The 24,867-nt window shown below is 44.3% G+C and carries 15 protein-coding genes; 12 read left to right on the top strand and 3 right to left on the bottom strand.

What is annotated here, in order from left to right; genetic code table 11:
• Nucleotides 1–125 precede the first annotated feature (125 nt).
• From LY387_RS08565 to LY387_RS08555, 3 genes are read right to left on the bottom strand one after another with little or no spacing between them, the layout of a single operon-like run.
• Nucleotides 126–2,762, bottom strand: a complete 2,637-nt coding sequence (locus tag LY387_RS08565) for a PqiB family protein (protein WP_234493752.1) — start codon at nt 2,760–2,762, stop codon at nt 126–128.
• Nucleotides 2,755–4,020 carry a paraquat-inducible protein A gene (locus LY387_RS08560; protein ID WP_234493751.1) on the bottom strand — a complete coding sequence of 422 codons (1,266 nt, stop codon included), beginning with the start codon at nt 4,018–4,020 and terminating at the stop codon, nt 2,755–2,757. The genes LY387_RS08565 and LY387_RS08560 overlap by 8 nt, the downstream gene beginning before the upstream one ends.
• Before the next feature lie 39 nt (nt 4,021–4,059).
• The gene (locus tag LY387_RS08555; protein WP_234493750.1) at nt 4,060–5,856 is read right to left on the bottom strand and encodes an ABC transporter ATP-binding protein; all 1,797 of its coding nucleotides are present in this window, start codon (nt 5,854–5,856) and stop codon (nt 4,060–4,062) included.
• An 81-nt stretch (nt 5,857–5,937) separates the two neighbouring features.
• Between LY387_RS08555 and LY387_RS08550 the strand changes: the two genes are divergently transcribed.
• From LY387_RS08550 to LY387_RS08495, 12 genes are all read left to right on the top strand, one after another.
• Nucleotides 5,938–6,411 carry a GAF domain-containing protein gene (locus tag LY387_RS08550; protein ID WP_234493749.1) on the top strand — a complete coding sequence of 158 codons (474 nt, stop codon included), beginning with the start codon at nt 5,938–5,940 and terminating at the stop codon, nt 6,409–6,411.
• Nucleotides 6,412–6,509: 98 nt separating this feature from the next.
• Nucleotides 6,510–7,139 carry an RNA chaperone ProQ gene (gene proQ, locus LY387_RS08545; RefSeq protein ID WP_042475696.1) on the top strand — a complete coding sequence of 210 codons (630 nt, stop codon included), beginning with the start codon at nt 6,510–6,512 and terminating at the stop codon, nt 7,137–7,139.
• Between the two features lie 17 nt (nt 7,140–7,156).
• On the top strand, nt 7,157–9,160 hold the full coding sequence (prc, locus tag LY387_RS08540; RefSeq protein WP_234493748.1) for a carboxy terminal-processing peptidase: 2,004 nt from the start codon (nt 7,157–7,159) through the stop codon (nt 9,158–9,160).
• A 170-nt stretch (nt 9,161–9,330) separates the two neighbouring features.
• Nucleotides 9,331–9,993, top strand: coding sequence for a hypothetical protein (locus tag LY387_RS08535; protein WP_042475699.1), 663 nt, complete (start codon nt 9,331–9,333; stop codon nt 9,991–9,993).
• Between the two features lie 167 nt (nt 9,994–10,160).
• Nucleotides 10,161–12,770: an aminopeptidase N gene (gene pepN, locus LY387_RS08530; protein WP_234493747.1), complete on the top strand. Its 2,610-nt coding sequence runs from the start codon at nt 10,161–10,163 to the stop codon at nt 12,768–12,770.
• A gap of 95 nt (nt 12,771–12,865) precedes the next feature.
• Nucleotides 12,866–13,084, top strand: a complete 219-nt coding sequence (locus tag LY387_RS08525) for a DUF2835 domain-containing protein (protein WP_234496078.1) — start codon at nt 12,866–12,868, stop codon at nt 13,082–13,084.
• A 157-nt stretch (nt 13,085–13,241) separates the two neighbouring features.
• Nucleotides 13,242–18,086: an NAD-glutamate dehydrogenase gene (locus LY387_RS08520; RefSeq protein ID WP_234493746.1), complete on the top strand. Its 4,845-nt coding sequence runs from the start codon at nt 13,242–13,244 to the stop codon at nt 18,084–18,086.
• A 210-nt stretch (nt 18,087–18,296) separates the two neighbouring features.
• On the top strand, nt 18,297–19,307 hold the full coding sequence (gene pyrD / locus LY387_RS08515) for a quinone-dependent dihydroorotate dehydrogenase (protein ID WP_234493745.1): 1,011 nt from the start codon (nt 18,297–18,299) through the stop codon (nt 19,305–19,307).
• 162 nt (nt 19,308–19,469) lie between these two features.
• Nucleotides 19,470–20,015, top strand: a complete 546-nt coding sequence (locus tag LY387_RS08510; RefSeq protein WP_042475706.1) for a cell division protein ZapC — start codon at nt 19,470–19,472, stop codon at nt 20,013–20,015.
• Nucleotides 20,016–20,581: 566 nt separating this feature from the next.
• Complete coding sequence (rlmKL, locus tag LY387_RS08505) at nt 20,582–22,705, top strand: bifunctional 23S rRNA (guanine(2069)-N(7))-methyltransferase RlmK/23S rRNA (guanine(2445)-N(2))-methyltransferase RlmL (RefSeq protein WP_234493744.1); 2,124 nt, start codon at nt 20,582–20,584, stop codon at nt 22,703–22,705.
• Between the two features lie 9 nt (nt 22,706–22,714).
• Nucleotides 22,715–22,966, top strand: coding sequence for a glutaredoxin family protein (locus LY387_RS08500; RefSeq protein WP_234493743.1), 252 nt, complete (start codon nt 22,715–22,717; stop codon nt 22,964–22,966).
• Nucleotides 22,944–24,866: an ABC transporter ATP-binding protein gene (locus LY387_RS08495; protein WP_234493742.1), complete on the top strand. Its 1,923-nt coding sequence runs from the start codon at nt 22,944–22,946 to the stop codon at nt 24,864–24,866. Before LY387_RS08500 ends, LY387_RS08495 begins: the two co-directional genes overlap by 23 nt.
• The last annotated feature ends 1 nt before the right edge of the window (nt 24,867 follow it).

Here is a 24,867-nt window from a genome sequence, read left to right as displayed (position 1 = left end):
TTATGCGTTTGTGGATTGCGTTGAATTATATACGTACCTCATTGGTAATGAAACAAAGCTGCTTAGGTGTTGCCATAAAAAATAGCCCGCTAAGCGGGCTATTAGAAAGCGTTCTAAATAACAGGCTAGGGCGCTGGGATTGCGGTTCGCCACTGCGTCCAACTAGCATCTGCTTCTTTATTAAGGTAAAAGGTTTGTCCCTCTTCTGCCTTAGGTTGCAGCTGTGATCCTTCTGGTGTAGAGAAGGTGATTCCACCTCGAATTAAGCTATCGACTGTGCCCGCTTTGATGTTCGCCCCTGAAAGGCCAAACTGCACGTTAACACCAGAAACATTCCAGAACACACTGTTTGCTCTGACAAGATAGGCATAATCAGGATCGATTTCGATAGTAGAGATAACGCGATCTGCAAAAGGACCCAGTTCGACCATAGTGACACTGCCGACTTCAATATCACGATACAGAATCGGTGTGCCTGGCTTAATGGAGCCACGGTTTTCGCTTTGTAGAATAAACTCAACACCGTTATCTACCTTGGCAAAATCATGCAGCTCAAACGCTTTGGTAGCTTTACCTACACCAGGCTCCACGGCAATATATTGAGAGACCAGAGCATTAAGGTTTTTAACACCATTGAGTCCAATTTTTGGCTTTACAATCCAGAAGTAGGCACCGTCATTCGTCAACTGTTTGACATACTCAGGAAGAATTCGAGCAACAATTTCAACTCGTTGTTTGTCGAAGTCTGGCAGTGTCAGCATAACTTCGCCAACTTTCACACCCTGATACTTGATTGGCATACCTTTAGAAACTTCTTGGTCTGCTGTCGTTGTATAAAGGGTGATTGATTGTCCGAATTTTCGGGCGGAGCCGAAGTCTTCGTATAGCTTCCAGTTTTTACCGGTTTTGTTTTCAATCCCAGGCAGACTGTCAAAGGCGATACCACCATCAATGAGGGTTTTCAGCGGTGCGGCCTTCACACTGACGCCAGAAAGAGACGCTTCCACTTCTACGCCAGAACGGTTCCAAAATACAGTCTGATTAGTGACGAGATATTTGTATTTGTTGTCGATAGTGACATTGATGTAAACCCCGCCATCAGTGAGTTCGTAATTAGAAACACTGCCGACTTGCATGTTTCGATAAAGCAGTGGACTACCTTCTTTTACAGGAGGAAGTTCGTTGGCGAACAATCGTAATGTCATTGCGCCAGACTGGTTGTGCTGCGCAAGCTCTGCCAGTGCTTTTGTTTGGAAAAGAGGGAACTCAGCACGTTCCGTCGCCTTACCTTCACTAACAAAACTAATTGAGCCCGTTAAAAGCTGTTTAGCCGGTGGAACAGTGACGTTGAGGCCTGCTTCAGTGAGTTCTGCAGTAGCACTACCGGTCACAAAGAAACGGTTTTGGGAACGAATGAGGTTTTTATATTCAACGTCAATAGCGATGTCCATTGCGACTTGATCGTCAACCAGTTCAACACTTAACACGCTACCCACTGGGATCCCTCGATAAAGCACGTTGACGCCGGGCTCTAAGCCAAATGAGTTGTTTGCTAATAGACGTAATGAGACCGATTTTGCTTGAACTCGGTCTAGCTCTTCTTGTTGGATAGCGACAAATTCACGAGTCTGTGGGCCATTACCCGGTACTAAAGTAAGAAAGTTACCTGTAATCAGGTTAGATAGGTTTTCAACACCGGAGAGGGATACCTTTGCTTCTTCCAATAGGAATAACGTACCTTGAGTGAGCATGTCACTAAAAGCCGGTTCAATAGAAGCCGATGCGACGATAGAATCTCGTTCATCGTTAAGCGCGAGGTTGTTGATTCGACCAATTTCGAGGCCTCGATAAACAATTGGGGAACCGTTGGCCTTTAGGTTACTGTTATCAGGCAAGGTGATCTTAACGGGAATACCTCGACCTGCTGTTTTGAGATCTTTGTAGAGCGTAAAATCCGAACCATCTTCGACGGGTGCGCCACCATCCGGGGAATCTACAGCAATCGCGCCTGCTAAAATAGCAGCCAGACTTTCAAGCCGTATATCCACGCCTTGGAAGCCAACGCTAGCACCAATGCCACTCACATTCCAAAAGCGGCTTTTATTGGTAATGATGTGTCGAAACTCTTCTTGAATCGAAGCTTGAATCACGACGGTCTCTGCATCTTCATCCAATTTGAAGTTATAGACTTCACCGATAGGGATTTTCTTGTAAACAATCTTAGAGCCAACGGAAATACCGCCAAGGTCTTTTGCGCGTAAGGTGACGGTTAGTCCTTCATTGATAGCAAGTTCAGTGGGAACTGAGGCTAGCGCATTGAACTTAGTGCTAGAACTGCTGGACTTGGAGGCTGGATGAATGGCGATATAGTTACCCGAGACCAGTGCATCAAGACCCGAAATTCCAGACAGAGAGGCAGAGGGTTTAACTAACCAGAACTTGGTGTCTTCGCCGAGCAGTTTTGCCGCTTCTGGGTAGATATCTGCGTCGACGTAGATATTAGACAGGTCGTCAGACAAGTTGATATCTCGAACCATACCAACTTCGAGTCCTTGATATCTGATTGTCGTTCTGCCAGCGATAAGGCCCTGAGCATCAGAGAAGTAAATTTGAACACGCTGTCCAGCATCATGAACAGCCTTTGCGAGCAACCAACCAGCAAGTGCGATGGTTAATATAGGCAGGATCCAGAGCGGAGAGATACGCCTGGATTTTTTAATCTCTGGTGCATAAGAGGGTTGTGGCTGATTGTCATTACTCATTAATGCTACTACTCACTGGTTTTGCTGATTCTGCTTGTTGTAGTGATGCGTGCTTATCCCACAACAACCTCGGATCGATTGATTCGGCAGCTAACATGGTTAATACCACGACAATGCCAAATGCTACGGCGCCAAATCCTGGTGTAAAGTTCAAGATCTGGCCACGGTCAACTAAAGTCAACATGATTGAAATAACAAACAAGTCGGTCATTGACCATTTTCCTATCCACTTAATGGCTCGATATATCATTAAAGCATGACGATGGTTTCTTACCATGTTGAATTGAATGCAGATTAGTAGATAGGCTAATCCCAGTATCTTTGCCACAGGGACAACGATACTGGCAACAAATATAATAATAGCGATACCGAGCATGTCGTTGTTAATCAGCGACGCAACCCCGGAAAATATGGTGTCTTCTAGCAACTGACCATTGGTTATCAATATCGAAATTGGAATTAAGTTCGCTGGGAAGATAGCGATGGTTGCTGCAATGAGTAGCGCCCAGGTTTTTTGCATCGAGTTGGGCTTCCTATGATGCAGAGGACTTTCGCAGCGAATGCACTGAGCGGCTTCTTGTTGTGATAGATGACAACTGTGGCAGTGTATGTGTTTGTCAGTAATAGAAAGGCTGTTTTCTGGGCGCCAAAGCTCCCAATAGCGTCGAGTGCTCACGCGACTGATAAGCAAAATAGTGATAACTTGCAGAATCACAAGGCTGTATAGCGCGTTACCAACAAAAATATCCGAGTAGTCTTGTAGCTTGAAGCAAGATATTGCAACACTGATAAGGAATACGTCCAACATCACCCAGTGCTTGCTATGTTCCAGTATCCAAAGCGATCCTTTGAGAGGATAGAACCATCTGTGCTTCACCGAGAGGTGAGCGGTGAGAATGGCGATACACATTGCGAGCGGCGCTACGGTGTGGCAAAACAGTGTTAGCAATGCGAGTCCGGGATACCCCTCTTTTATTAGGGCTTGTACGCCTTCAATGAGAGTACCTTCGATCATGACTCCAACCAGGCGAATGGTAATGAAGTCAAAATAGTGGGAAGGAATAAAGAGCAGCAAGCAGGTAATCGCGAGAGCGAGGTTGCCATTAAGGGATGCATTATCGCTGCGGTAAAGAGTCGTGCCGCAGCGAGGGCAATTTGCTGTCTGACCAGGTAGTAACTTAACACGATCGACGGGCAGTTCGCAGTTTTCACAAAGACGAACTAGCGATGATGGCGAAGAATGAGCGCAAGCCTTCATCACTGAGACCTCTCGGTACTCAGTGATATTGTCACAAAACTAACTTGCAGATTGCACCGTACCGTAAAGCGTTTGGTACAGTCCTTCTTTCTCGACCAGTTCAATATGGGTTCCTGATTGTGTTACTTGTCCATCTTCGAGCACGTAGATAAGGTCAGCTTGTTTCACCGCAGAAAGGCGATGCGCGACGATGAGCGTGGTTCTGCCTTTAAGAAACTCACCCAGTGCGGTGTGCAGCGCAGCCTCAGTTGCTGTATCTAATGCCGAGGTCGCTTCATCTAGGATCACGAACTGTGGATCGCTTAGAATCATACGAGCGATTGCGAGGCGCTGCCTTTGGCCGCCAGACAACCGAATGCCGTTCTTACCGATTTGCGTTTCTAGACCGTCAACGAGCTTGTCAGTCACATCTTGTAGCTGAGCGACTTTCAGTGCATTCCAAATAGAGAAGTCATCGTACTCTTTTCCAAGGGTCAAATTATGCCTTAAGCTGTCATTAAAGAGTATAGGTTGCTGTAAAACAACGGCAATTTTATCTCTAATAATGTCAAAACCTATGTCATTAGTGTCAACTCCATTGAATTTGATAATGCCATCACGTTGTTTATACACGCCGATAAGCAATTGAATCAGTGTCGACTTGCCGCCACCGCTAGCGCCTACGAGCGCAACCTTCTTACCAGCGGGTATTTCTAGGTTCAGTTTGTTCAATACATCTTTGTCAGAGTCATAGGAGAAACCGACATCTTCAATAGAGACATCAACTTGCTTGTTGATGCTAAACGGGTTGGTTTTGCTCACGACCTGAGGCTCTTCCTCTAAATCGAGTAGGGTGTTGATGCGTCCTAGGGCTGCTTTGGCACTGTACCAAGAAAACTGAATGCTCAGAAGCTCTTGAACTGGACCGAGCATGAACCAAAGGTAACCAAACACTGCGAATATCTGTCCAATGGTGAGATCACTGAATAAAACCATCACCATTGCGATGGCACGAAAGAGTTCAAACCCGATTAGAAAAAGTAAGAAGGAGAGGCGTCCTGCAGCTTCGGACTGCCAAGCGTACTTGTCAGCATTGGTTCGCACTTCATTGGCTTGCTCTTTAAGTTGTGCCAGAAAATCTCTTTCGCGGTTAGCGGCGCGAAGCTGATAAATGCCATCTAGAGTCTCGACCAATCGGTTTTGGAACTTTTCAAAGGCTTGGTTTTCTCTTTTCTTTAGGTGTTTGACCATGCCGCCAAGCTTTTTGGAGAAGTAGACGACGATGGGGTTGACCAACAAAATGAATAGCCCCAAACGCCAGTCGATCCATAGTAAAACGACGGCAGTCCCCAAAACGGTAAGAAAGCTGATAATGAACTTGCTAAGCGTAGAACCCACAAACTGATCAATGGTTTCAATGTCGGTAATTAGGTGGGCATTGATTCCTCCACTACCGCGAGTTTCATACTGCTGGATACTGATACGACCAAGCTTGTCGATCATTTTGCATCGAATTTGATAGGTAATCGTTTTAGAGACGAGGGTAAACTGTCGCCCTTGCAGGATATTAAGCCCTTGGCTAAAGGTTCTCATCAGGACAACCAGAAGCAGAGTCATCGCGATATAACCAATCGGTGTTTGCCAACTGTCAAACATGATGGTGTTCATTGCTTCGAGACCACCAGCGGGTTGGTTTAGCAACACTTCATCTACCATCACCGGCATTAATAGTGGGATAGGGACGCTAATGAGTGTTGCGATGATTGCGATGATATTGGCAACGATCAACCGAGACTTGTGATTTTTTACTTGTGTTATCAACCAGGAACGGCTAATAGTGTCTTTACTATACGTCATGCTTGTGAGAATAATTCCTATTACGATTGGCTGGCATTGTACGTGTATCGTTAGAATTTTAAAGTTATTAATGGAAATATCATGAATTTAGAGAACTATGAGCGCTTAACCAAGCAAGCTGTCGCACTCATTGAATCCGAAACAGATTTGATCGCTAACCTATCTAATATTAGTGCACTTCTTTTCATGGAGTTACAAGACCTCAATTGGGCTGGTTTTTACTTGATGAAACAAGGCGAGTTAGTTCTTGGTCCATTTCAAGGTAAACCAGCTTGTGTGCGTATCCCAGTAGGTCGCGGTGTTTGTGGCACTGCTGCTGCGACGAATACGGTACAACGTGTATACGATGTTCATGCCTTTGAAGGTCATATTGCGTGCGATGCTGCGAGCAATTCTGAGATTGTGATTCCTTTTTCCATTAATGGTGAGATTGCTGGTGTTTTAGACATCGATAGTCCAAGTGTCGGTCGTTTCAGCGAAATTGATGAAACTGGCCTAACAAAGTTCATGGAATCCGTGGAAAAGCTGCTCAATTCCCATACAAACGTGGTCTAAAATCACATTTGCCTGTGGTTTTTCTATTGCAGGTCACTATAATACCAAGAATATTTTTCTTAATGCTTCGCGGATAACCGCATTAACCAGGAACCCACATGGAAAACACTGAGAAGTTGAAGAACAGCAAAGAAATTATCGCGTATATTGCTGAATGTTTCCCTAAATGCTTTACTGTAGAAGGTGAAGCGAAACCACTTAAAATTGGTATCTTTCAAGATCTTGCTGAACGTCTAAAAGATGACGAGAAAGTTAGCAAGACTCAGCTACGTGCAGCGTTAAGACAATACACTTCTTCTTGGCGTTACCTACACGGCGTTAAACCTGGTGCAGTACGTGTTGACCTAGATGGCAACGATTGTGGTGTACTAGAAGAAGAACACGTAGAACACGCAAAAGCGACACTGGCAGAAAGCAAAGCAAAAGTTGCTGAGCGCCGTAAAGAACAAGCTCAAAAAGCTCGTGAAGAGGGCAAAGCGAAACCTAAGGCTAAGAAGCCTCAAGGTGCACGTAAGCCACAGACTACAAAGAAAACAACGAAAGTAAATAAGCCAGTTGAGACGCGCGCTTTGAATGCAGATGAAATGATCATCGGTAAGCAAGTAAACGTAAACATGGGCAAAGGGAACATGGCTGCGACCATTGTTGAAATCAATAAGGAAGATGTGCGCGTTCAGCTAGTAAATGGCCTACAAATGGTTGTTAAAGCGGAGCACCTGCGCGCATAAAGGAGAAATTCCTACGCATGAAGTGCCGTTCAAAAGTATCTGTAATTGCTGCTAGCCTCTGGCTAGCAGCTTCTTCGGCTCACGCCCTCGAAGCAAAGTATGAAAAGTCAGAAATTCCTACTTTGGCTCCTGAAGTCCAGCATGAGACTGCCAGCAAGCGTGTGACCTCTCGATTCACTCGTTCTCACTATAAACATTTCACCCTAGACGATGAGTTTTCAAAAGCGATATTCACGCGCTACTTGGAGATGCTCGACTACAATCGCAATATTTTCACGCAAGCAGACATTGATAAGTTCGAAGCTTGGTCAACAAAACTCGATGACCAACTAAAAGCGGGCAACAACCAAATCGCATTTGATGTTTACAACCTCTCTATGCAAAAGCGTTACGACCGTTTTGCTTATGCGCTGTCGTTGTTAGACAAAGAGATGAAATTCGATGTGGATGAGGCTATCACGCTTGATCGTTCTGAAGCTGCATGGCCGAAAGACGAGGCGGAGCTCGATGAGCTTTGGCGCAAACGCGTTAAATACGATGCTTTGAACCTAAAGCTTACGGGTAAAGACTGGGATGAAATTAAAGAGACACTTGGCAAGCGTTACAACAACGCTATCAAACGGCTCACCCAGTCTCACAACGAAGACGCGTTTCAAATTTACATGAACGCTTTCGCTCGAGAAGTGGATCCACATACCAGCTATTTATCACCTCGATCAGCAGAACAATTCCAATCAGAAATGAACCTCTCGCTAGAGGGAATCGGTGCTGTGCTGCAATTGACTGACGACTATACCGTTATTCGTTCATTAGTTGCTGGCGGACCGGCATCTAAGAGCAAACAGCTTGGCGAAGGCGATAAGATCATCGGTGTTGGTCAAGATGGCGAAGATATTGTCGACGTTATTGGTTGGCGCCTTGATGATGTTGTCCAGCTTATAAAAGGGCCAAAAGGTACCAAAGTTAAGCTTCAAATCTTGCCGGACGGTAAAGATGCGAAAGCCACAGTGGTTGAGATTGTTCGCGATAAGATCAGACTCGAAGATCGTGCTGTGAAATCTGAAGTCTTTGAAAAAGACGGTAAGAAGATTGGTGTACTTGAGGTACCAAGTTTCTATGTCGGTCTTTCTAAGGATACGGATAAACTCATTACTGAGCTAAAAGAGAAAGGCGTTGATGGTATTATCGTCGATCTTCGCAACAATGGTGGTGGTGCATTAACAGAAGCAACCGCTATGTCTGGCCTCTTTATTGAAAGCGGACCCGTTGTACAGGTTCGTGACAGCTATGGTCGAGTTAATGTGAACAGTGATACTGACGGTAAGATCAGCTATCAAGGTCCATTGACTGTGTTGGTTAACCGATACAGTGCGTCTGCCTCTGAGATTTTTGCCGCAGCGATGCAAGATTATGGTCGTGCCATTGTTCTTGGTGAAAACTCATTTGGTAAAGGTACCGTTCAGCAGCACCGCTCTTTGAATCATATCTATGACTTGTTTGATAAAGAGTTGGGCTACGTTCAATATACGATTCAGAAGTTCTACCGAATTGACGGTGGTAGTACGCAGAACAAGGGTGTAGTACCTGATATTGCATTCCCAACGGCGGTCGATCCTGCTGAAACAGGTGAGAGTGTTGAAGACAACGCGTTGCCATGGGATAGCATCGATAAAGCGAAGTACTCTGTGTTACAACGTAACGATGAGCTCATTGCCAAGTTGACAGAAGCACATGAAAAACGCATTGCGACGGATATGGAATTCGGCTTCATTGCTGAAGACATCGCCAAGTACAAAGCTGAAAAAGACGATAAGACATTATCACTGAGCGAAGCTGCTCGTAAGCAGGAAAGTGATGATAATGATACTCGTCGACTTGATCGCGTGAATCAGCGTCAAAAGGCGGCGGGCGAAGAACCATTTGAGGCTTTGGATGATATCCCGAAAGACTATGAAGTGCCGGACGCTTACTTAGATGAAGCGGTTGCCATCACAGTGGATATGGTCAACTCGAAAGGTTAATATTTTTCGATGCAACTAACAAAAAACGAGCGGTAACGCTCGTTTTTTTCATTCTGATGAAACCTGCCTCAATTCTGATACTTAAAATTAAAAACCGTGATTTAGATCAAAATATTTCGCAATCTCGTATTAACCCACCTAAGCTTTAATTAATTGTGAGGGGGATACATATGAGATGGATAACGCTAATTCTATGTGTTTTTTCGTTTGGAGTGATGTCGGAAACGCGCAAAGACAATAATGATTTAACCCAGTTTGATCAGCCGTTTCTGCTTGGTGATTGGTACTTAGTCAACCCAAGTCCAGGTGAAGCTCCGGACGCTTTTCTCGCGATAAAACTGACGCTGCAATCTAACTATTCTTTTAGTATCGACATACAGAAACAGGACTACAGTATCGAGCATTGGGAGGGTTTGTTTACTGCTAATGACGATACCATCATCCTCGGTTTGAACTCAGACGAACCCCAGGTTTATGCATATAGTGGAAACCACAATATGCTCAATCTCAATGGTGTCGTGTTTACCAAAGCGTTGCCCAATGCGCTCGCTGGGATTTGGTCGTCAGTGAGTGTATCTGGAGATGACAAACATGCCCAAGAAATTGCGCGAATGGATTTAATTCTCCAACCAGACTTTGTGTTCACTTTTCGCGTGAGCTCCAGTGAAGGTGAAGAAGCGATCCACAGCGGTGTTTACTACACCGAAGACGATCATATCGTATTGCTCTATCAAGATGGTGAACATGATGCGACATACACGCTTGATAAAGATGAACTGACTCTAGAGGTCGAAGATGGCGACATGTTCGCGGTACTAAACCGAATCCGCTAAGCAAATCATCCATCAAAGCTTTGAGCGCCAACCCAAGTTGGCGCTTTTTTTATGTCATTCTCTGCAATCCTTTGTCCCATAAGGTTATAATCATTTCCGATTAAGCGTATACCCGACTATAGTTGCAGGTATATTCTGCTAACAATAATAAAGACAAGGACTAAAGGATGACGGAGTCAGCACCTAAAGCCAAATACCGAAGTGATTATCAATCACCTTCGCACACTATTACAGATGTAAACCTCACTTTCGATCTTCATGAGACGAAGACTCTTGTTACTGCCATTTCTCAGGTTAAACAACAAGGCAGTGTAACCACTATCTCTTTGGATGGTGAAGGCATTGAGCTCGTTCAGATTACAATCAATGGAGAAGGTTGGACGGACTATACACAGACCGAAACCGGTCTCGAGATTCACAACCTTCCATCAGAATGTGAACTGAAAATCGAAAATATTATTTCCCCTTCAACGAACACGGCATTGGAAGGTCTGTATATTTCAGATGGCGCGTACTGCACACAATGTGAAGCAGAAGGTTTTCGTCGTATCACGTACTTCCTGGACCGACCTGATGTTCTGGCAAAGTACACGACCAAAGTTATTGCCGACAAAGCGAGCTTTCCGTTTTTACTAAGTAACGGTAATAAAGTTGACGAAGGAGAGTTAGAAGGCGGTAAGCATTTTGTGTCTTGGGAAGATCCACATCCAAAACCATCCTATTTGTTTGCTCTTGTTGCTGGTGATTTTGATGTGCTTCGCGATAGTTACATTACGCGCTCTGGACGTGATGTCGCACTGGAGATTTTTGTCGACAAAGGCAATCTAGATCGCGCGAACCATGCGATGGTTTCTTTGATTAACTCAATGAAGTGGGACGAAGAGCGCTTTGGTTTGGAGTACGACCTCGATATCTACATGATCGTGGCCGTTGATTTCTTTAACATGGGTGCGATGGAGAACAAAGGGCTGAACGTCTTTAACTCTAAGTTTGTTCTCGCGAATGATCAAACTGCAACCGACACCGATTATCTTGGCATTGAAGCGGTAATTGGACACGAATATTTTCATAACTGGACCGGTAACCGCGTGACTTGTCGCGACTGGTTCCAGTTAAGTTTGAAAGAAGGCTTGACGGTTTTCCGTGATCAAGAGTTCTCGTCTGATTTAGGTTCACGTTCAGTTAATCGTATTAACAACGTGCGAATTATCCGTGGTCCTCAGTTTGCTGAAGATGCAAGCCCTATGTCTCACCCGATTCGCCCAGAGAAAGTTATTGAAATGAATAACTTCTACACGCTCACAGTGTACGAAAAGGGCAGCGAAGTCATCCGCATGATGCACACGCTACTTGGCGAAGATAAGTTCCAAGCGGGCATGAAGTTATACTTTGAGCGTCACGATGGTACCGCTGCGACGTGTGAAGATTTTGTCGCAGCAATGGAAGATGCTTCTGGTATTGATCTTAAACAGTTCCGACTTTGGTACAGCCAGTCCGGCACACCAAGTCTGACAGTTACCGACACTTATGACGAAGTCAATAAGACATACACGCTGACGGTCAAACAACACACACCATCGACTCAAGATCAAACTGAAAAGCAGGCGTTACACATTCCATTTGACGTGGAACTGTATGACGAGCAAGGAAAAGTTGTCGAGTTACGCCGTAACGGCATGCCGTCTTCAAATGTATTGAATGTAACGGAATCTGAGCAGAGCTTTGTGTTTGAAAATGTTGAAAGCAAGCCAGTTCCGTCCATGCTTCGCGAGTTCTCTGCACCTGTTCGTTTGAACTTCGAATACAGTGATGAGCAGCTGGCATTTTTGATGGTCCAGGCGCGTAATGATTTTGCCAAGTGGGATGCAGGACAAATGCTTCTTGCGAAATACATCAAGTCGAATGTAGAAGCGGTACAAAAGGGTTTGAAGGTTGCGCTACCTGATTTGGTTGTTGATGCTTTCCGCGGTGTGCTGTTAAACAATGAGCTTGAGCCTGCATTCATTGCCGAAGCACTGTCATTGCCAAGCTTTAATGAAGTAGCTGGTTGGTATGAAACCGTAGATGTAGACGCCGTATGTGATGTGCTGAAAGGGATCAAACTTGGACTTGCTGATGCTTTGCAAGATGAACTGTCGGCGCTTTACCATACATTAGCACAAGTAGAATATACGATTGAGCATGATGCTATTGGTAAACGTTCATTAAGAAACTTGTGTCTGCAATACCTAGCCAATGTTGAAGCTCATGCGCATCTTGTAAAAGAGCAGTATGAATCAGCGAACAACATGACCGATACAATGGCAGCAATGAGTGCAGCAAACAGTGCATCTCTTACTGTTCGTGAAGAGATTATGGCTGATTACAGTGAAAAATGGAGCCATGATGGTTTGGTCATGGACAAATGGTTCGCGCTACAAGGTAGTAACCCGTCAGTGAACGCACTAGAGAATGTGAAAGCGTGTATGTCGCATAAAGCATTTAGCTTGAGTAACCCAAACCGAACAAGAAGTTTGATTGGTTCATTCCTCAACATGAACCCGCGCCGATTCCATGATAAATCAGGCAAAGGCTATGAGTTTGCGGGTGAAATTCTTACTCAGCTTAATGAGTCAAACCCTCAGGTTGCGTCTCGTTTAATCGATCCGTTGTTGAAACTGAAAAAATACGATAGCGAGCGTCAATCGCTTATCAAACATGAACTTGAGAAGCTAAAAGCATTAGATAACTTGGCCAAAGACCTGTTTGAAAAGGTGACTAAAGCACTAGAGTCTTAATGTTAAAACCACTACTGTTTATTTATACAGTAGTGGTTTTCTTCTTACCACAATTCACTCTTTCAATTACTGGACACAAACACACCAATCACTCAATGAAACAGTACTATTTCTCTCTGAATATCAGTTATAACGATTACCTTACGCACTATACTGGTCATGCATCCAGTATTTTGGTGTGTACCGAACAGGGACTAAGAATTCAGCTACCTGCGACACGATTTCGCCCATTTTTAACACAATTAGGCTTAAAAGGGCGCTATCGATTAACAACTGACCAAAACAACAAGTTTTTACGGTTAGAATCACTGTAACTTGGCCCATATCTAGTGATATGAATAAGTGCATTAGTCACACAATCAAACATTTCCCTGAAACTTCCTCCAATTTTCATTAACCCTTTTTCAATAAAACTTTTACAATAAAGACAAGCCTACATCCCTCATAAAAACAAAAAAGTGGAGCGTTACTATGACCACGCGCGAACCTGTTGTTCCGGTTCTACTGGAGAAAGTTTATAAGTTGATTGAATCCAAAGTAGAAGGAGCCAATCAGCCTCTAGTGACTAAACTTGCCAAACATATTTTAAGCAACGTTTCCCCCGACGATTTGCTGCAAAGAAATGAATCCGACCTGTATGGTGCTGTTGTTAGCTTATGGCATCATTTAAATGAGAAGAGATACGATGAAATTTCGGTCCGAGTGTTCAACCCGACGGTGAGCCGTCATGGTTGGCAGTCGACACATACTATCGTCGAGATTGCTGTTCCTGATTCCCCGTTCTTAGTTGATTCAGTCAAAATGGCGTTGAATCGAATCGATCTTACTTGCCATATTATGCTTCATGGCCCAACTCAGTTCGAAAGAAACGAGCAAGGGCAAATTACTTCTGTTAACGAAGGCAAAGGGCATCTTCAATCTGTTTTCCATATTGAGGTAGACAGACTGAGCGCGAAAGAAGAGATGAACGAGCTTAAAAATGAGCTTGTTACCATCTTCGAAGATACGGGTTTAGTGGTCAATGAGTGGGAGGCAATGTCCGACAAGCTCAAAAAGATCACGAAAGATTTAGTAAAAAACAAAGCTAAGCTTCCAATGGAAGACGATCGCTTTGATGAGACTATTGCTTATCTTGAGTGGTTGGGTGATCACAACTTTACCTTCATGGGATATAAAGAGTTTGATCTAATCAGTGAAGAAGGGGATTCGGTTCTCAAACCAACCAAAGAGCCTGGACTTGGTCTGTTCTCAAAAGAAGAAAGAGTTCGCTCAGTAAAAATCTCTGAATTCTCAGACTCTGCTCGTCTCGAAGCAAAGAAACCTTTCCTACTGATTCTGACTAAAGGCAACAAGGCGAGCCGAATTCACCGCCCAGCTTATACCGACTATGTTGGAATTAAGAAATTTGACTCTAAGGGTAAGGTGATCGGCGAGCACCGCTTTACCGGTCTGTACACATCGGCTGTGTACAACCAAAGCGTATCAACGATTCCTCTGATCCGCGAGAAAGTTGAACGTATATTGGCATCGAGCGGTTATCGTGATGGTTCATATTCTTATAAAGCGTTAAGAAACATTCTTGAAAACTACCCACGTGATGAACTGCTTCAAGCGAAAGAAGAAGAACTGCTTGAAGTAGGTATGGGTGTGGTTCAAATGCAAGATCGTGATTTGATCCGTTTATTCATTCGCAAAGATCCGTTCGGCCGTTTCTTCAGTTGTATGGTGTACGTAAGTAAAGATCGTTATAACACTCAGCTTAGAAAAGATACCCAACGGATTCTTCAAAATTACTTCGGCATTGACCAAGAGGTTGAATTCACAACCTATTTCTCAGAAAGCCCATTAGCACGAACTCACTACATTGTGAGGGTAGACAATAACAACATGGATGTAGATGTGAAGGCGATTGAACGTAATCTAATGGAAGTATCAGCATCGTGGGATGACCGCCTGTCTGAAGCCATAGTGGCTAACTTTGGTGAAAGTAAAGGTCTTCCACTGTCTAAAGTCTACTCGAGAGTATTCCCACGTTCTTATAAAGAAGACATGATGCCGACTTCTGCGGTTGCTGACATTGAGCGTCTTGAAGCATTGGATGAAGACAACAAGCTTGGAATGCTGTTCTATCGTCCTCAAGAAGCGGCTGCAGATTCCAAAGAGGTGAAACTAAAGCTCTATCATCGTGATGAGCCTATTCACTTATCTGACGTAATGCCTATGTTGGAAAACCTAGGTCTTAGAGTTATTGGTGAGTCACCATACGAGATCGTTAAAAGTGATGGCGGCACCTACTGGATCCTTGATTTTGCTATGCTGCATAAGAGTGAAACGGTTGTGGATCTTCGTGAGGCACGCGATCGATTCCAACAAGCGTTCGCTGCGATTTGGTCAGGTGATCTAGAAAGCGACGGCTTTAACAGACTGGTACTGGGTTCAGGTTTGACAGGGCGTGAGGTCTCCATCCTTCGTGCTTATGCACGCTATATGCGCCAAGTCGGCTTCCCGTTCAGCCAACACTATATTGAAGACACGCTTAATCACTACCCAGACCTTGCTAAAGACTTGGTTGAGTTGTTTACTCAGCGCTTTATGCCGTCTCTTAAAGGCAGTAAGAAGGGACAGCAACGCGTCATTGAAAAGATTCACAAGCAGCTGGATAAAGTGGATAGCCTGGATGATGACCGTATCATTCGCCGTTACGTGGAAATGATCTCTGCGACGCTTCGTACTAACTATTATCAGAAAGATAAAGCCGGAGACAATAAGCCATGGCTATCATTAAAGCTTGAACCTAAGAATATTCCAGAGATCCCAGCTCCTGTTCCAGCGTTTGAGATTTTTGTCTATGCTCCGGACATTGAGGGTGTTCACCTACGAGGCGGTAAAGTCGCGCGTGGTGGTTTGCGTTGGTCGGATCGACAAGAGGATTTCCGAACCGAGATCTTAGGTTTGGTAAAAGCGCAGCAGGTTAAAAACACCGTTATCGTTCCTGTGGGAGCAAAGGGTGGATTTGTCTGTAAGCGTCAACCTCAGCTATCGAGTCGTGATGAGATCTTTGCAGAGGGCCAACGTTGCTATAAGCAATTTATCCGTGCGCTATTAGATGTCTCTGACAACATCATCGAAGGGGAAGTTATTCCGCCGAAAAGTGTCGTGAGACATGACGAAGATGATCCATACTTGGTGGTTGCTGCAGATAAGGGGACGGCAACGTTTTCTGACTTAGCAAACTCAGTGTCTGACGAATACAACTTCTGGCTTGGTGATGCATTTGCATCGGGTGGCTCCAATGGTTATGACCATAAGGCTATGGGTATTACAGCCAAAGGTGGCTGGGAGTCAGTTAAACGTCACTTCCGTGAGATGGGGATAGATTGTCAAAACGAAGACTTCACCGCTATCGGTGTAGGTGACATGGCAGGGGATGTATTTGGTAACGGTATGCTACTTTCTAAGCATATTAGGCTCCAAGCTGCGTTTAACCATATGCACATCTTTATTGATCCAAATCCAGAGTCATCAGCGAAAAGCTGGGAGGAACGTAAACGCCTATTCGATCTTCCGCGTTCAAGTTGGGAGGATTACGATCCTAAGTTGATCTCTAAAGGCGGTGGTGTGTTTGCACGCCGAGCAAAATCGATCACATTGACTCCAGAGATCCAAAAGATGCTTGGCACTAAAAAAGCATCAATGGCGCCAAATGATCTTATTAAGATGATTTTGTCGATGGAAGTCGATCTCCTTTGGAATGGTGGTATCGGTACGTATGTGAAATCGAGCTCTGAAACACACACAGATGTTGGAGACCGAGCCAATGATGTGTTGCGAATCAATGGTAGCGAGTTAAAAGCCAAAGTTGTTGGTGAAGGCGGCAACCTGGGTATGACTCAGCTTGGTCGTATTGAATACGCGCTCGCTGGTGGACGGGTAAATACCGACTTTGTTGATAACGTAGGTGGTGTAGATTGCTCTGATAACGAAGTAAACATTAAGATCTTCCTTAATGGTCTAGTATCTAATGGCGATCTGACGGTAAAACAGCGCAACCAGATCCTAGAGTCTATGGAAGACGAAGTGGGTGAGATTGTATTGGACGACGCTTACTGTCAGTCTGAGTCAATTTCAGTGACCGAATTCCAGGGTGTCTCTTTGGTCAAAGAACAGATTCGCTTTATTCACACCTTAGAGAAAGCAGGTCACCTTGATCGCGCTCTAGAGTACATTCCTTCGGATGAAGATCTACTTGAGCGTGAAAAGCAGGGCATCGGAATGACACGTCCAGAGCTCTCGGTATTAGTTGCTTACGGTAAGATGGTACTAAAAGAAGAGTTAGTGACTGATGAGATCGCGAATGACCCTTATCATCAGCAACAACTCACCCAATACTTCCCATCTGAGTTACGCCGTAACTATATGGAAAGTATGCCAAACCATCCACTGCGAGCAGAAATTATCTCTACTATGCTTGCAAATCAGATGGTTAACGAGATGGGTTGTAACTTTGTGACTCGTTTGCAAGAAGAAACCGGCGCAACTGTGGTTGATATTGCTAATGCTTATGCGGCATCTCGTGAGATTTACGGTTTTGCTTACACATTTGAGCAAATCAGAAAGCTTGATAATGTGGCGAGCTCAGAAGCTCAGTATGAGTTGTTGTTCATTGTTCGCCGAACACTTCGTAGACTAGCTCGTTGGATTCTTCGTAATCGTCCTGGCAAACAATCGGTAGAACAGTTAGTTGCTCGCTATCGTGATGACGTAATCAAGGTAGAGCAAACGCTTGAGAAGTGTCTAGTTGCTGAAGAGGTATCCGAACACAACGCTCAAGCCGATATCTGGGTAGGGCAAGGTGTTGAAAGTGATTTGGCGAATTACGTTGCTCGTCTATCAAGCCTACTTTCTGCTGTCGACATCTCTGAGATTGCAACCGAAGCAAGCTTTGATGTCGAGAGAGCATCCAAACTTTACTTCCACTTAGGTGATCGCTTATCACTTCATTGGTTCTTGAACCAAATTAACGGTCAAGCGGTAGACAACAACTGGCAAGCACTTGCGAGAGCGGCGTTCCGTGAAGATCTTGATTGGCAGCAGCGTTTGTTGACGGCACAAGTACTGAAATGTGGTTGTGGGGGAGACAGTGAAGACGTGATCCTGTCACTTGATAACTGGATGGCGACAAATGAAAACAGCCTCCAACGTTGGGAAAATATTCTTAACGAGTTTAAGGTGGGTAATGTCCATGAGTTTGCTAAGTTCTCAGTTGCACTTCGCGAGCTAAGTCTACTTAATCTGAACTGTGCAAATAATCTTTAGATTGTTACCGCACAATGTTAACAGTTAAGCGCTCTTCGGAGCGCTTTTTTAATCTTAAAAGACTGCTTTAGTGACGGTGTAACACTAAATCGGTGCATTATTCTGCAAAACGTTTGCGTTTTGTTAGATAAACGAAAATCTTCGTTGCATGTTTGGGGGAATCAGTAAATAATACCACCCCGTTTACACGGGTTTTCTATCGGAGGCACAATGCTTTACCGTCTTGCCAGAACTGGCTTTTTCCAACTTGATGCCGAAAAGGCTCACGATCTCGCTATTCAAAACTTCAAACGCTTCACCGGCACACCATTTGATCTCGCTTATCGCCAACAACTACCTAATCGACCTGTAGAATGTATGGGTTTAACCTTCAAGAACCCTGTTGGCTTGGCTGCTGGCCTTGATAAAAATGGTGAGTGTATTGAAGCATTCGGTGCGATGGGCTTCGGTTTTGTAGAAGTTGGTACGGTAACACCTCGTCCTCAACCAGGGAACGACAAACCACGTCTATTCCGTCTAGTGGAAGCAGAGGGCATCATCAACCGAATGGGCTTTAACAACCTCGGTGTAGATAATCTCGTTGAAAATGTAAAGAAAGCGAACTTTGACGGCATTATCGGTATCAACATAGGTAAGAACAAAGATACGCCGATTGAAAAGGGTGCTGAAGATTACATTATCTGTATGGAGAAGGTGTATGAGCATGCGGGATATATCGCTGTAAATATCTCTTCGCCAAACACTCCAGGGTTACGTTCACTCCAGTACGGAGAAGCACTGGATGAACTTCTTTCTGAACTGAAGGCGAAACAAGCAGAACTTGCTGAAAAACATGGTAAATATGTGCCATTAGCACTGAAGATCGCTCCGGATCTGAGTGATGATGAGATAGGCCAGATTTGTGACTCATTGATCAAGAATAAGATCGACGGTGTGATCGCGACGAATACGACGCTGGATCGTTCTATTGTTGAAGGTATGAAGCATGCAAACGAAGCTGGTGGCCTAAGCGGCCGACCTGTACAGTCCCGTAGTACTGAAGTTGTTCGTTTACTTGCTAAAAACCTTGATGGTAAGCTTCCAATCATTGGCGTAGGTGGGATCGACTCTTTTGTTTCTGCAAAAGAGAAACTCATGGCTGGCGCTTCTCTGGTTCAAGTATACTCTGGCTTCATTTATCACGGTCCTAAACTTGTAAAAGACATCGTCAAAAATCTTTAAGCAAATTCTGTCAAAGTGACTAGGTTTGAATCATGAAAGGGGGAAATAGTTTTCCCCTTTTTTTTTGTTTATTCGTTTGTAGAATTAGTAACAACTGACCAAAAAGGTAATTAAGCGTTTTACCTAACAGTCTGATTATTCTTCAAATATAGAGACGGAACGATGCTTAAACCCAGCGATACATGGATCTGGTATATGGACGAGAGTGAGAACTCTCTTATGCTGGATTTGGGAGATGATATGGTTTTCAAAACCAATCTTTCCCGAAAACTCCTTGTTGAATGCGCGATGGGTCAGAACAACTTCACAGTCGATGACGCATCCGCGTTTCAAACCTTTAAAGACCAAATAAGCCTATTGGGGCTTTCTGAACCAAGACAAGCAGAGCTTACGCTCTATTGTGTAGCCGCAAAACGTTTCCACAAGCCTGTCCAGCCTAAGAGCTGGTTCTTCGACCATCAAGATGGCACGTACCAGCCTCAAGAGGGTGACTTAGTTCGCTTAATCAACCAACACTCTGAGGGTTTCTTTATCGTGTTGGAAGTAGGGGAAAGTGCGAGTTTGTGTGCGTTGGTAGACCTAGAGTCATTCAGTTTGTCTTCAAACAAAGAAGTGGTGTTTGGTCAAAGTATTAAGGTTATGCACGACAGGATGGCCTGCGCACATCAATTTATGGCATTAAACCAGCCTATTGCTCTAGTTGGTTAAGAGCGTGGCATAGAGCGCGATAACGCGCCTTATAAGAAAAAGCAGTGGCAGCTTAGCAATTACAATAAGAAGTTCTTACTTCCATTTCTCGTAGAATTTATCGGTCCTTGTGGCCGATTTTTTTTGTCTCAAATATCCCAAATAGCCAAACCCAATCCTCAATAGTCACCCCATTAACTGACATGTTTGCTACTACATCTCTGTTGCAGTGCAAATAATTTGCTTTTTTTATCACCAGAAAGTGACGTATTTGTTCCCCAAATTAAGGGGGTATTCACTCCAAAATTCCTCCTTTCACTGCATTTTGTAAATAAATTACAAATGAAAATGTGCGTTGGTATATACCAAAACTGTAGCGAATAAGTATTCACTATCGCTATAGTGCCCAAGTTTAGGTTATTTAAATTAGCTACTGCTTATGTATTGATTGGAAAGATGTAGAAGGTTTATGACGGTTAAACCTTGTTCGAACAAACAAGTGGAGACGAAGATTGTGCAGGTTTATTTAGTGACAACAGGGATTGTCAGGTATAATCAACACCATTTTTCACAGCTAGATGAACACTATGAACCAATATCTTGCCGTCACTTCCAACGGTCTTGAAAACCTTCTTGCTCAAGAGCTTGAGCAAATGGGTTTAACTTCTGTAAAGCCAGTTCAAGCAGGAGTTAAATTTAAAGCGAGCAACGAGCAGATTTATCGCGCTTGTTTATGGAGCCGATACGCTTCTCGCTTTGTGAAAGTACTGTCGGAGTTCACTTGCCAAGATGATATGGATCTCTATCTGGCTGCTTCATCTATCAATTGGGTGAACCACTTCCACAGTTCGAAGAAGTTCATTGTTGATTTTAATGGTACTAACCGAGAAATCCGCAATAGCCAATATGGCGCAATGAAAGTGAAGGACGCTGTTGTAGACGTCTTTACTAAGAAGAGCTTGCCTCGACCAAATATCAGTAAAGATCGTGCCGATGTGCGAGTTCACGTTAGGCTGCACAGAGATAAAGCGTTAATTGGCCTTGATATGGTTGGCTCAGGCCTTCATCAACGTGGTTATCGTACGGAGTCGGGACGTGCGCCTTTGCGTGAAACATTGGCTGCAGCTATCGTTTCTCGTAGTGGGTGGGAGCAAGGTAAGAACATGCTCGACCCTATGTGTGGCTCAGGCACATTACTGATTGAAGCGGCTATGCTTGCTGCGAATATGGCGCCGGGTGTTAAACGTAAATCTTGGTGCTTTGAAGCGCTTGAAGACTTTGAACCTGAAGTTTGGGCTGAAGTGAAATCAGAAGCGAACGTACAAGCTCGACGCGGTGTCAAAAAGACTGACAGCAGGTTTTGGGGCTTTGATAATGACCCTAAAGTTCTTCGCACAGCAAGAGAAAATGCGAAACGAGCGGGTGTCGATGACCTGATTACGTTTGAGTTAGGTGATGCGAGTAAAGTAACTAAACCGGTAGAGTTTGGGGAAGGTGTTATCGTATGTAACCCACCTTACGGTGAACGATTGGGTACCGAGCCTGGGCTTATTGCTTTATACACTGAGTTTGGTAATCAGCTAAAAACAGAATTTGGCGGTTGCCAAGCATCTATTTTCTCAAGTTCTGACGATTTACTTAGCTGTCTACGCATGCGTGCAGACAAACAATTCAAATTGAATAATGGTGCGTTACAGTGTCACCAGAAAAATTATTCGATTTCTCAACGTAGTGCGGAACAGATTTCTGGTAACAATGATCTGCAAGTTATCGCGCCAGATTTCTCAAATCGATTGAAAAAGAACATTGCTAAGATCGGTAAATGGGCCAAGAAAGAAGGCCTTGATTGCTACCGTATCTATGATGCCGACCTTCCGGAGTACAACGTTGCAGTAGACGTTTACCAAGACTCATTGGTTATTCAAGAGTACGCTGCACCGAAGAGCATTCCGGAAGAGACTGCCAAACGACGTCTAACGGATATTATTCGTGCGTCGATTAAAGTAACAGGCGTCGATACGAATAATGTCGTCCTTAAAGTGCGCGAGAGGAAGAAAGGGTCATCTCAGTACAATAAGCTTGCTCAAAAGTCATCGACTATGACGGTAAATGAGTATGGTGCACAGTTAATCGTAAACCTCCATGACTACCTAGATACTGGTTTATTCCTAGATCATAAAATTACTCGTCGAAAGTTAGGCGAGATGGCACAGGGTAGAGACTTCTTAAACCTATTTGCTTATACAGGTTCGGCGACAGTGCACGCGGCGCTTGGTGGTGCCAAATCTACGACGACTGTAGACATGTCGAACACTTACCTAGAGTGGGCAAAAGATAATATGAAGCTTAACGGCCAAGTGGGTCGTCAGCATCAATATATTCAAGCGGATTGTCTTCAGTGGTTGGCTAAAGCAACGGGTAGCTACGACCTTATCTTTATTGATCCACCGACGTTCTCTAACTCTAAGAGAATGGAGCAGTCCTTCGATGTTCAACGTGACCACGTCACGTTAATGCGCGATCTAAAACGACTATTGAGTGCCGATGGCACAATCGTATTCTCTAATAACAAACGCCATTTCAAGATGGATATGGCGGCGCTAGAAGAAATCGGATTAACGGCTAAGAACATCTCAGATAAAACGCTACCGTTAGACTTCTCGCGTAATAAGCATATTCACAACTGCTGGGTTATCTCTCACAAAAGCTAAAGATGGACTATGGCAAAGGAACTGATTTTATATAGCACAGAAGGATGCCATCTCTGCGAGATGGCTCTTGAACTCCTACAACAGGTTGGGCTGGAAGAAAAGGTTAGTATCGTTGATATCGCTTTCGACGATGCTTTGTTTTCTCGTTACGGTGTCACTATTCCCGTCATTAAAGTTGATCAATCAGAAATCAACTGGCCCTTCGATCTCTCTCAACTTCAACAATGGTTAACAGTCAATGGCATTACTTACCATCCATAATGGGCAACTAGCGTTTGGCGATCACCCGCTACTCGATAAAACCGACTTTGCTTTGCAAGAAAATGAACGTGTGTGTCTTGTCGGACGCAACGGTGCAGGCAAATCGACCTTAATGAAGGTGCTCGCTGGCGACATCATCATGGATGACGGCAAGCTGCAAATTACTCAAGATGTGGTTGTTTCGCGTTTGGAGCAAGATCCACCGCGTGATCAAGCAGGTACGGTTGCTGACTATGTTGCCGAAGGTCTTGCTGAAGTCGGAGAGCAACTTAAGCAGTATCACTCGTTACTTGAGCTGGTGGCACAAGACCCAAGTGAATCCCATATTAATCGTCTAGCAAAAGTACAAGAGAGCCTTGAGGTGTCGGGTGCATGGCGTTTTGAGGATCGTATAAAGAACATTCTCGGCGCACTCAAGCTTGATGGAAACACATTGTTAACTGACCTTTCTGGTGGGTGGCAACGCAAAGCTGCGTTAGCTCGTGCACTCGTGTGTGACCCTGATGTCTTGTTGCTCGATGAGCCAACTAACCATTTAGATGTGACCACTATCGAATGGTTGGAAACGTTCTTAAAGGATTTCCGCGGTTCTATCATCTTTATTTCACACGACCGTGCTTTCATTCGTTCAATGGCAACACGTATCGTAGATCTTGATCGTGGCCAGTTAGTGTCATTCCCGGGTGACTATGAGAAGTATTTAGTTGAGAAAGAAGAAGCATTACGTGTTGAAGAGATGCAAAATGCGGAATTCGACAAAAAGCTTGCCCAAGAAGAAGTCTGGATTAGACAGGGCATCAAAGCTCGCCGTACTCGTAACGAAGGTCGCGTTCGCGCACTCAAGAAATTGAGAGAAGAACGTAAAGGGCGCCGTGAAGTACAAGGCAAAGTGAACCTTAAACTTGATGATACAAGCCGCTCTGGAAAGATAGTGTTTGAAGCTACCGATCTCAGTTATCAGATTGAAGGAAAGACCATCATCAATAACTTCTCGTTCAACATTCAGCGTGGAGATCGCATTGCGCTTATCGGTCCTAATGGTTGCGGTAAGAGTACGCTCATCAAGTTGTTGCTAGACCAACTAACACCAAGCTCAGGTAAGCTAAAGTGTGGTACTAAGCTAGAGGTAGCGTATTTCGACCAATACCGTGAAGCTTTGGACCCAGAGAAAAGTGTTATTGATAACTTGGCTGACGGTAAGCAAGAAGTCATGGTTGGCGGCCGAGAGCGTCACGCACTTAGCTATCTACAAGATTTCTTATTTGCTCCCAAACGCGCTCGTACACCAGTGAAAGCTCTATCTGGTGGTGAAAAGAACCGTTTGTTGTTAGCGCGAATCTTCCTTAAGCCAAACAACTTGTTGGTTCTCGATGAACCAACTAACGATCTTGATATTGAAACGCTAGAATTATTAGAAGAACTTTTAGGCAACTACCAAGGAACTTTGCTTCTAGTGAGTCACGACCGCCAGTTTGTTGATAATACTGTGACGGCTAGCTGGATTTTTGAAGGAAATGGGGTTATCGAAGAGTTCGTTGGTGGGTATCATGATGCTCAGCAGCAAAGGCAACAGGTGCTCGATGCACGTAAAGCCTATGAACCAGTAAAAGAGAATAAAAAACAGCCAGTTGAACAAGATAAGAAAGCAACTACTGTGAACTCTAAGCCTAAGAAGCTGTCCTATAAGCTACAAAGGGAGTTAGAGGCGTTACCAGCGTTGTTGGAACAGCTGGAGCAAGAGATTGAACAACTACAGGAAACGGTCAATGACCCGGCGTTTTTCGCCAAACCTGTGGATGAGACACAACCCATTTTAGATAGTTTGTCTGCAAAAGAGCAGGAGCTAGACGTTGCTTTTGAGCGATGGGAAGAGCTAGAAGCAATGCAACAGGAAAGTTAGT

The organism is Vibrio maritimus (genome assembly GCF_021441885.1).
Taxonomy (GTDB): Bacteria; Pseudomonadota; Gammaproteobacteria; order Enterobacterales; family Vibrionaceae; genus Vibrio; species Vibrio maritimus_B.
Note: the sequence above shows the minus strand (reverse complement) of the source record. Positions and strands in the feature narration are given on the sequence as shown.

What these genes read in the sequence shown, in the direction of transcription:
- LY387_RS08565 (WP_234493752.1), bottom strand. Translation starts at nt 2,762, where the DNA reads ATGAGTAATGACAATCAGCCACAACCCTCTTATGCACCAGAGATTAAA.
- LY387_RS08560 (WP_234493751.1), bottom strand. Translation starts at nt 4,020, where the DNA reads ATGAAGGCTTGCGCTCATTCTTCGCCATCATCGCTAGTTCGTCTTTGT.
- LY387_RS08555 (WP_234493750.1), bottom strand. Translation starts at nt 5,856, where the DNA reads ATGACGTATAGTAAAGACACTATTAGCCGTTCCTGGTTGATAACACAA.
- LY387_RS08550 (WP_234493749.1), top strand. Translation starts at nt 5,938, where the DNA reads ATGAATTTAGAGAACTATGAGCGCTTAACCAAGCAAGCTGTCGCACTC.
- proQ (WP_042475696.1), top strand. Translation starts at nt 6,510, where the DNA reads ATGGAAAACACTGAGAAGTTGAAGAACAGCAAAGAAATTATCGCGTAT.
- prc (WP_234493748.1), top strand. Translation starts at nt 7,157, where the DNA reads ATGAAGTGCCGTTCAAAAGTATCTGTAATTGCTGCTAGCCTCTGGCTA.
- LY387_RS08535 (WP_042475699.1), top strand. Translation starts at nt 9,331, where the DNA reads ATGAGATGGATAACGCTAATTCTATGTGTTTTTTCGTTTGGAGTGATG.
- pepN (WP_234493747.1), top strand. Translation starts at nt 10,161, where the DNA reads ATGACGGAGTCAGCACCTAAAGCCAAATACCGAAGTGATTATCAATCA.
- LY387_RS08525 (WP_234496078.1), top strand. Translation starts at nt 12,866, where the DNA reads ATGAAACAGTACTATTTCTCTCTGAATATCAGTTATAACGATTACCTT.
- LY387_RS08520 (WP_234493746.1), top strand. Translation starts at nt 13,242, where the DNA reads ATGACCACGCGCGAACCTGTTGTTCCGGTTCTACTGGAGAAAGTTTAT.
- pyrD (WP_234493745.1), top strand. Translation starts at nt 18,297, where the DNA reads ATGCTTTACCGTCTTGCCAGAACTGGCTTTTTCCAACTTGATGCCGAA.
- LY387_RS08510 (WP_042475706.1), top strand. Translation starts at nt 19,470, where the DNA reads ATGCTTAAACCCAGCGATACATGGATCTGGTATATGGACGAGAGTGAG.
- rlmKL (WP_234493744.1), top strand. Translation starts at nt 20,582, where the DNA reads ATGAACCAATATCTTGCCGTCACTTCCAACGGTCTTGAAAACCTTCTT.
- LY387_RS08500 (WP_234493743.1), top strand. Translation starts at nt 22,715, where the DNA reads ATGGCAAAGGAACTGATTTTATATAGCACAGAAGGATGCCATCTCTGC.
- LY387_RS08495 (WP_234493742.1), top strand. Translation starts at nt 22,944, where the DNA reads ATGGCATTACTTACCATCCATAATGGGCAACTAGCGTTTGGCGATCAC.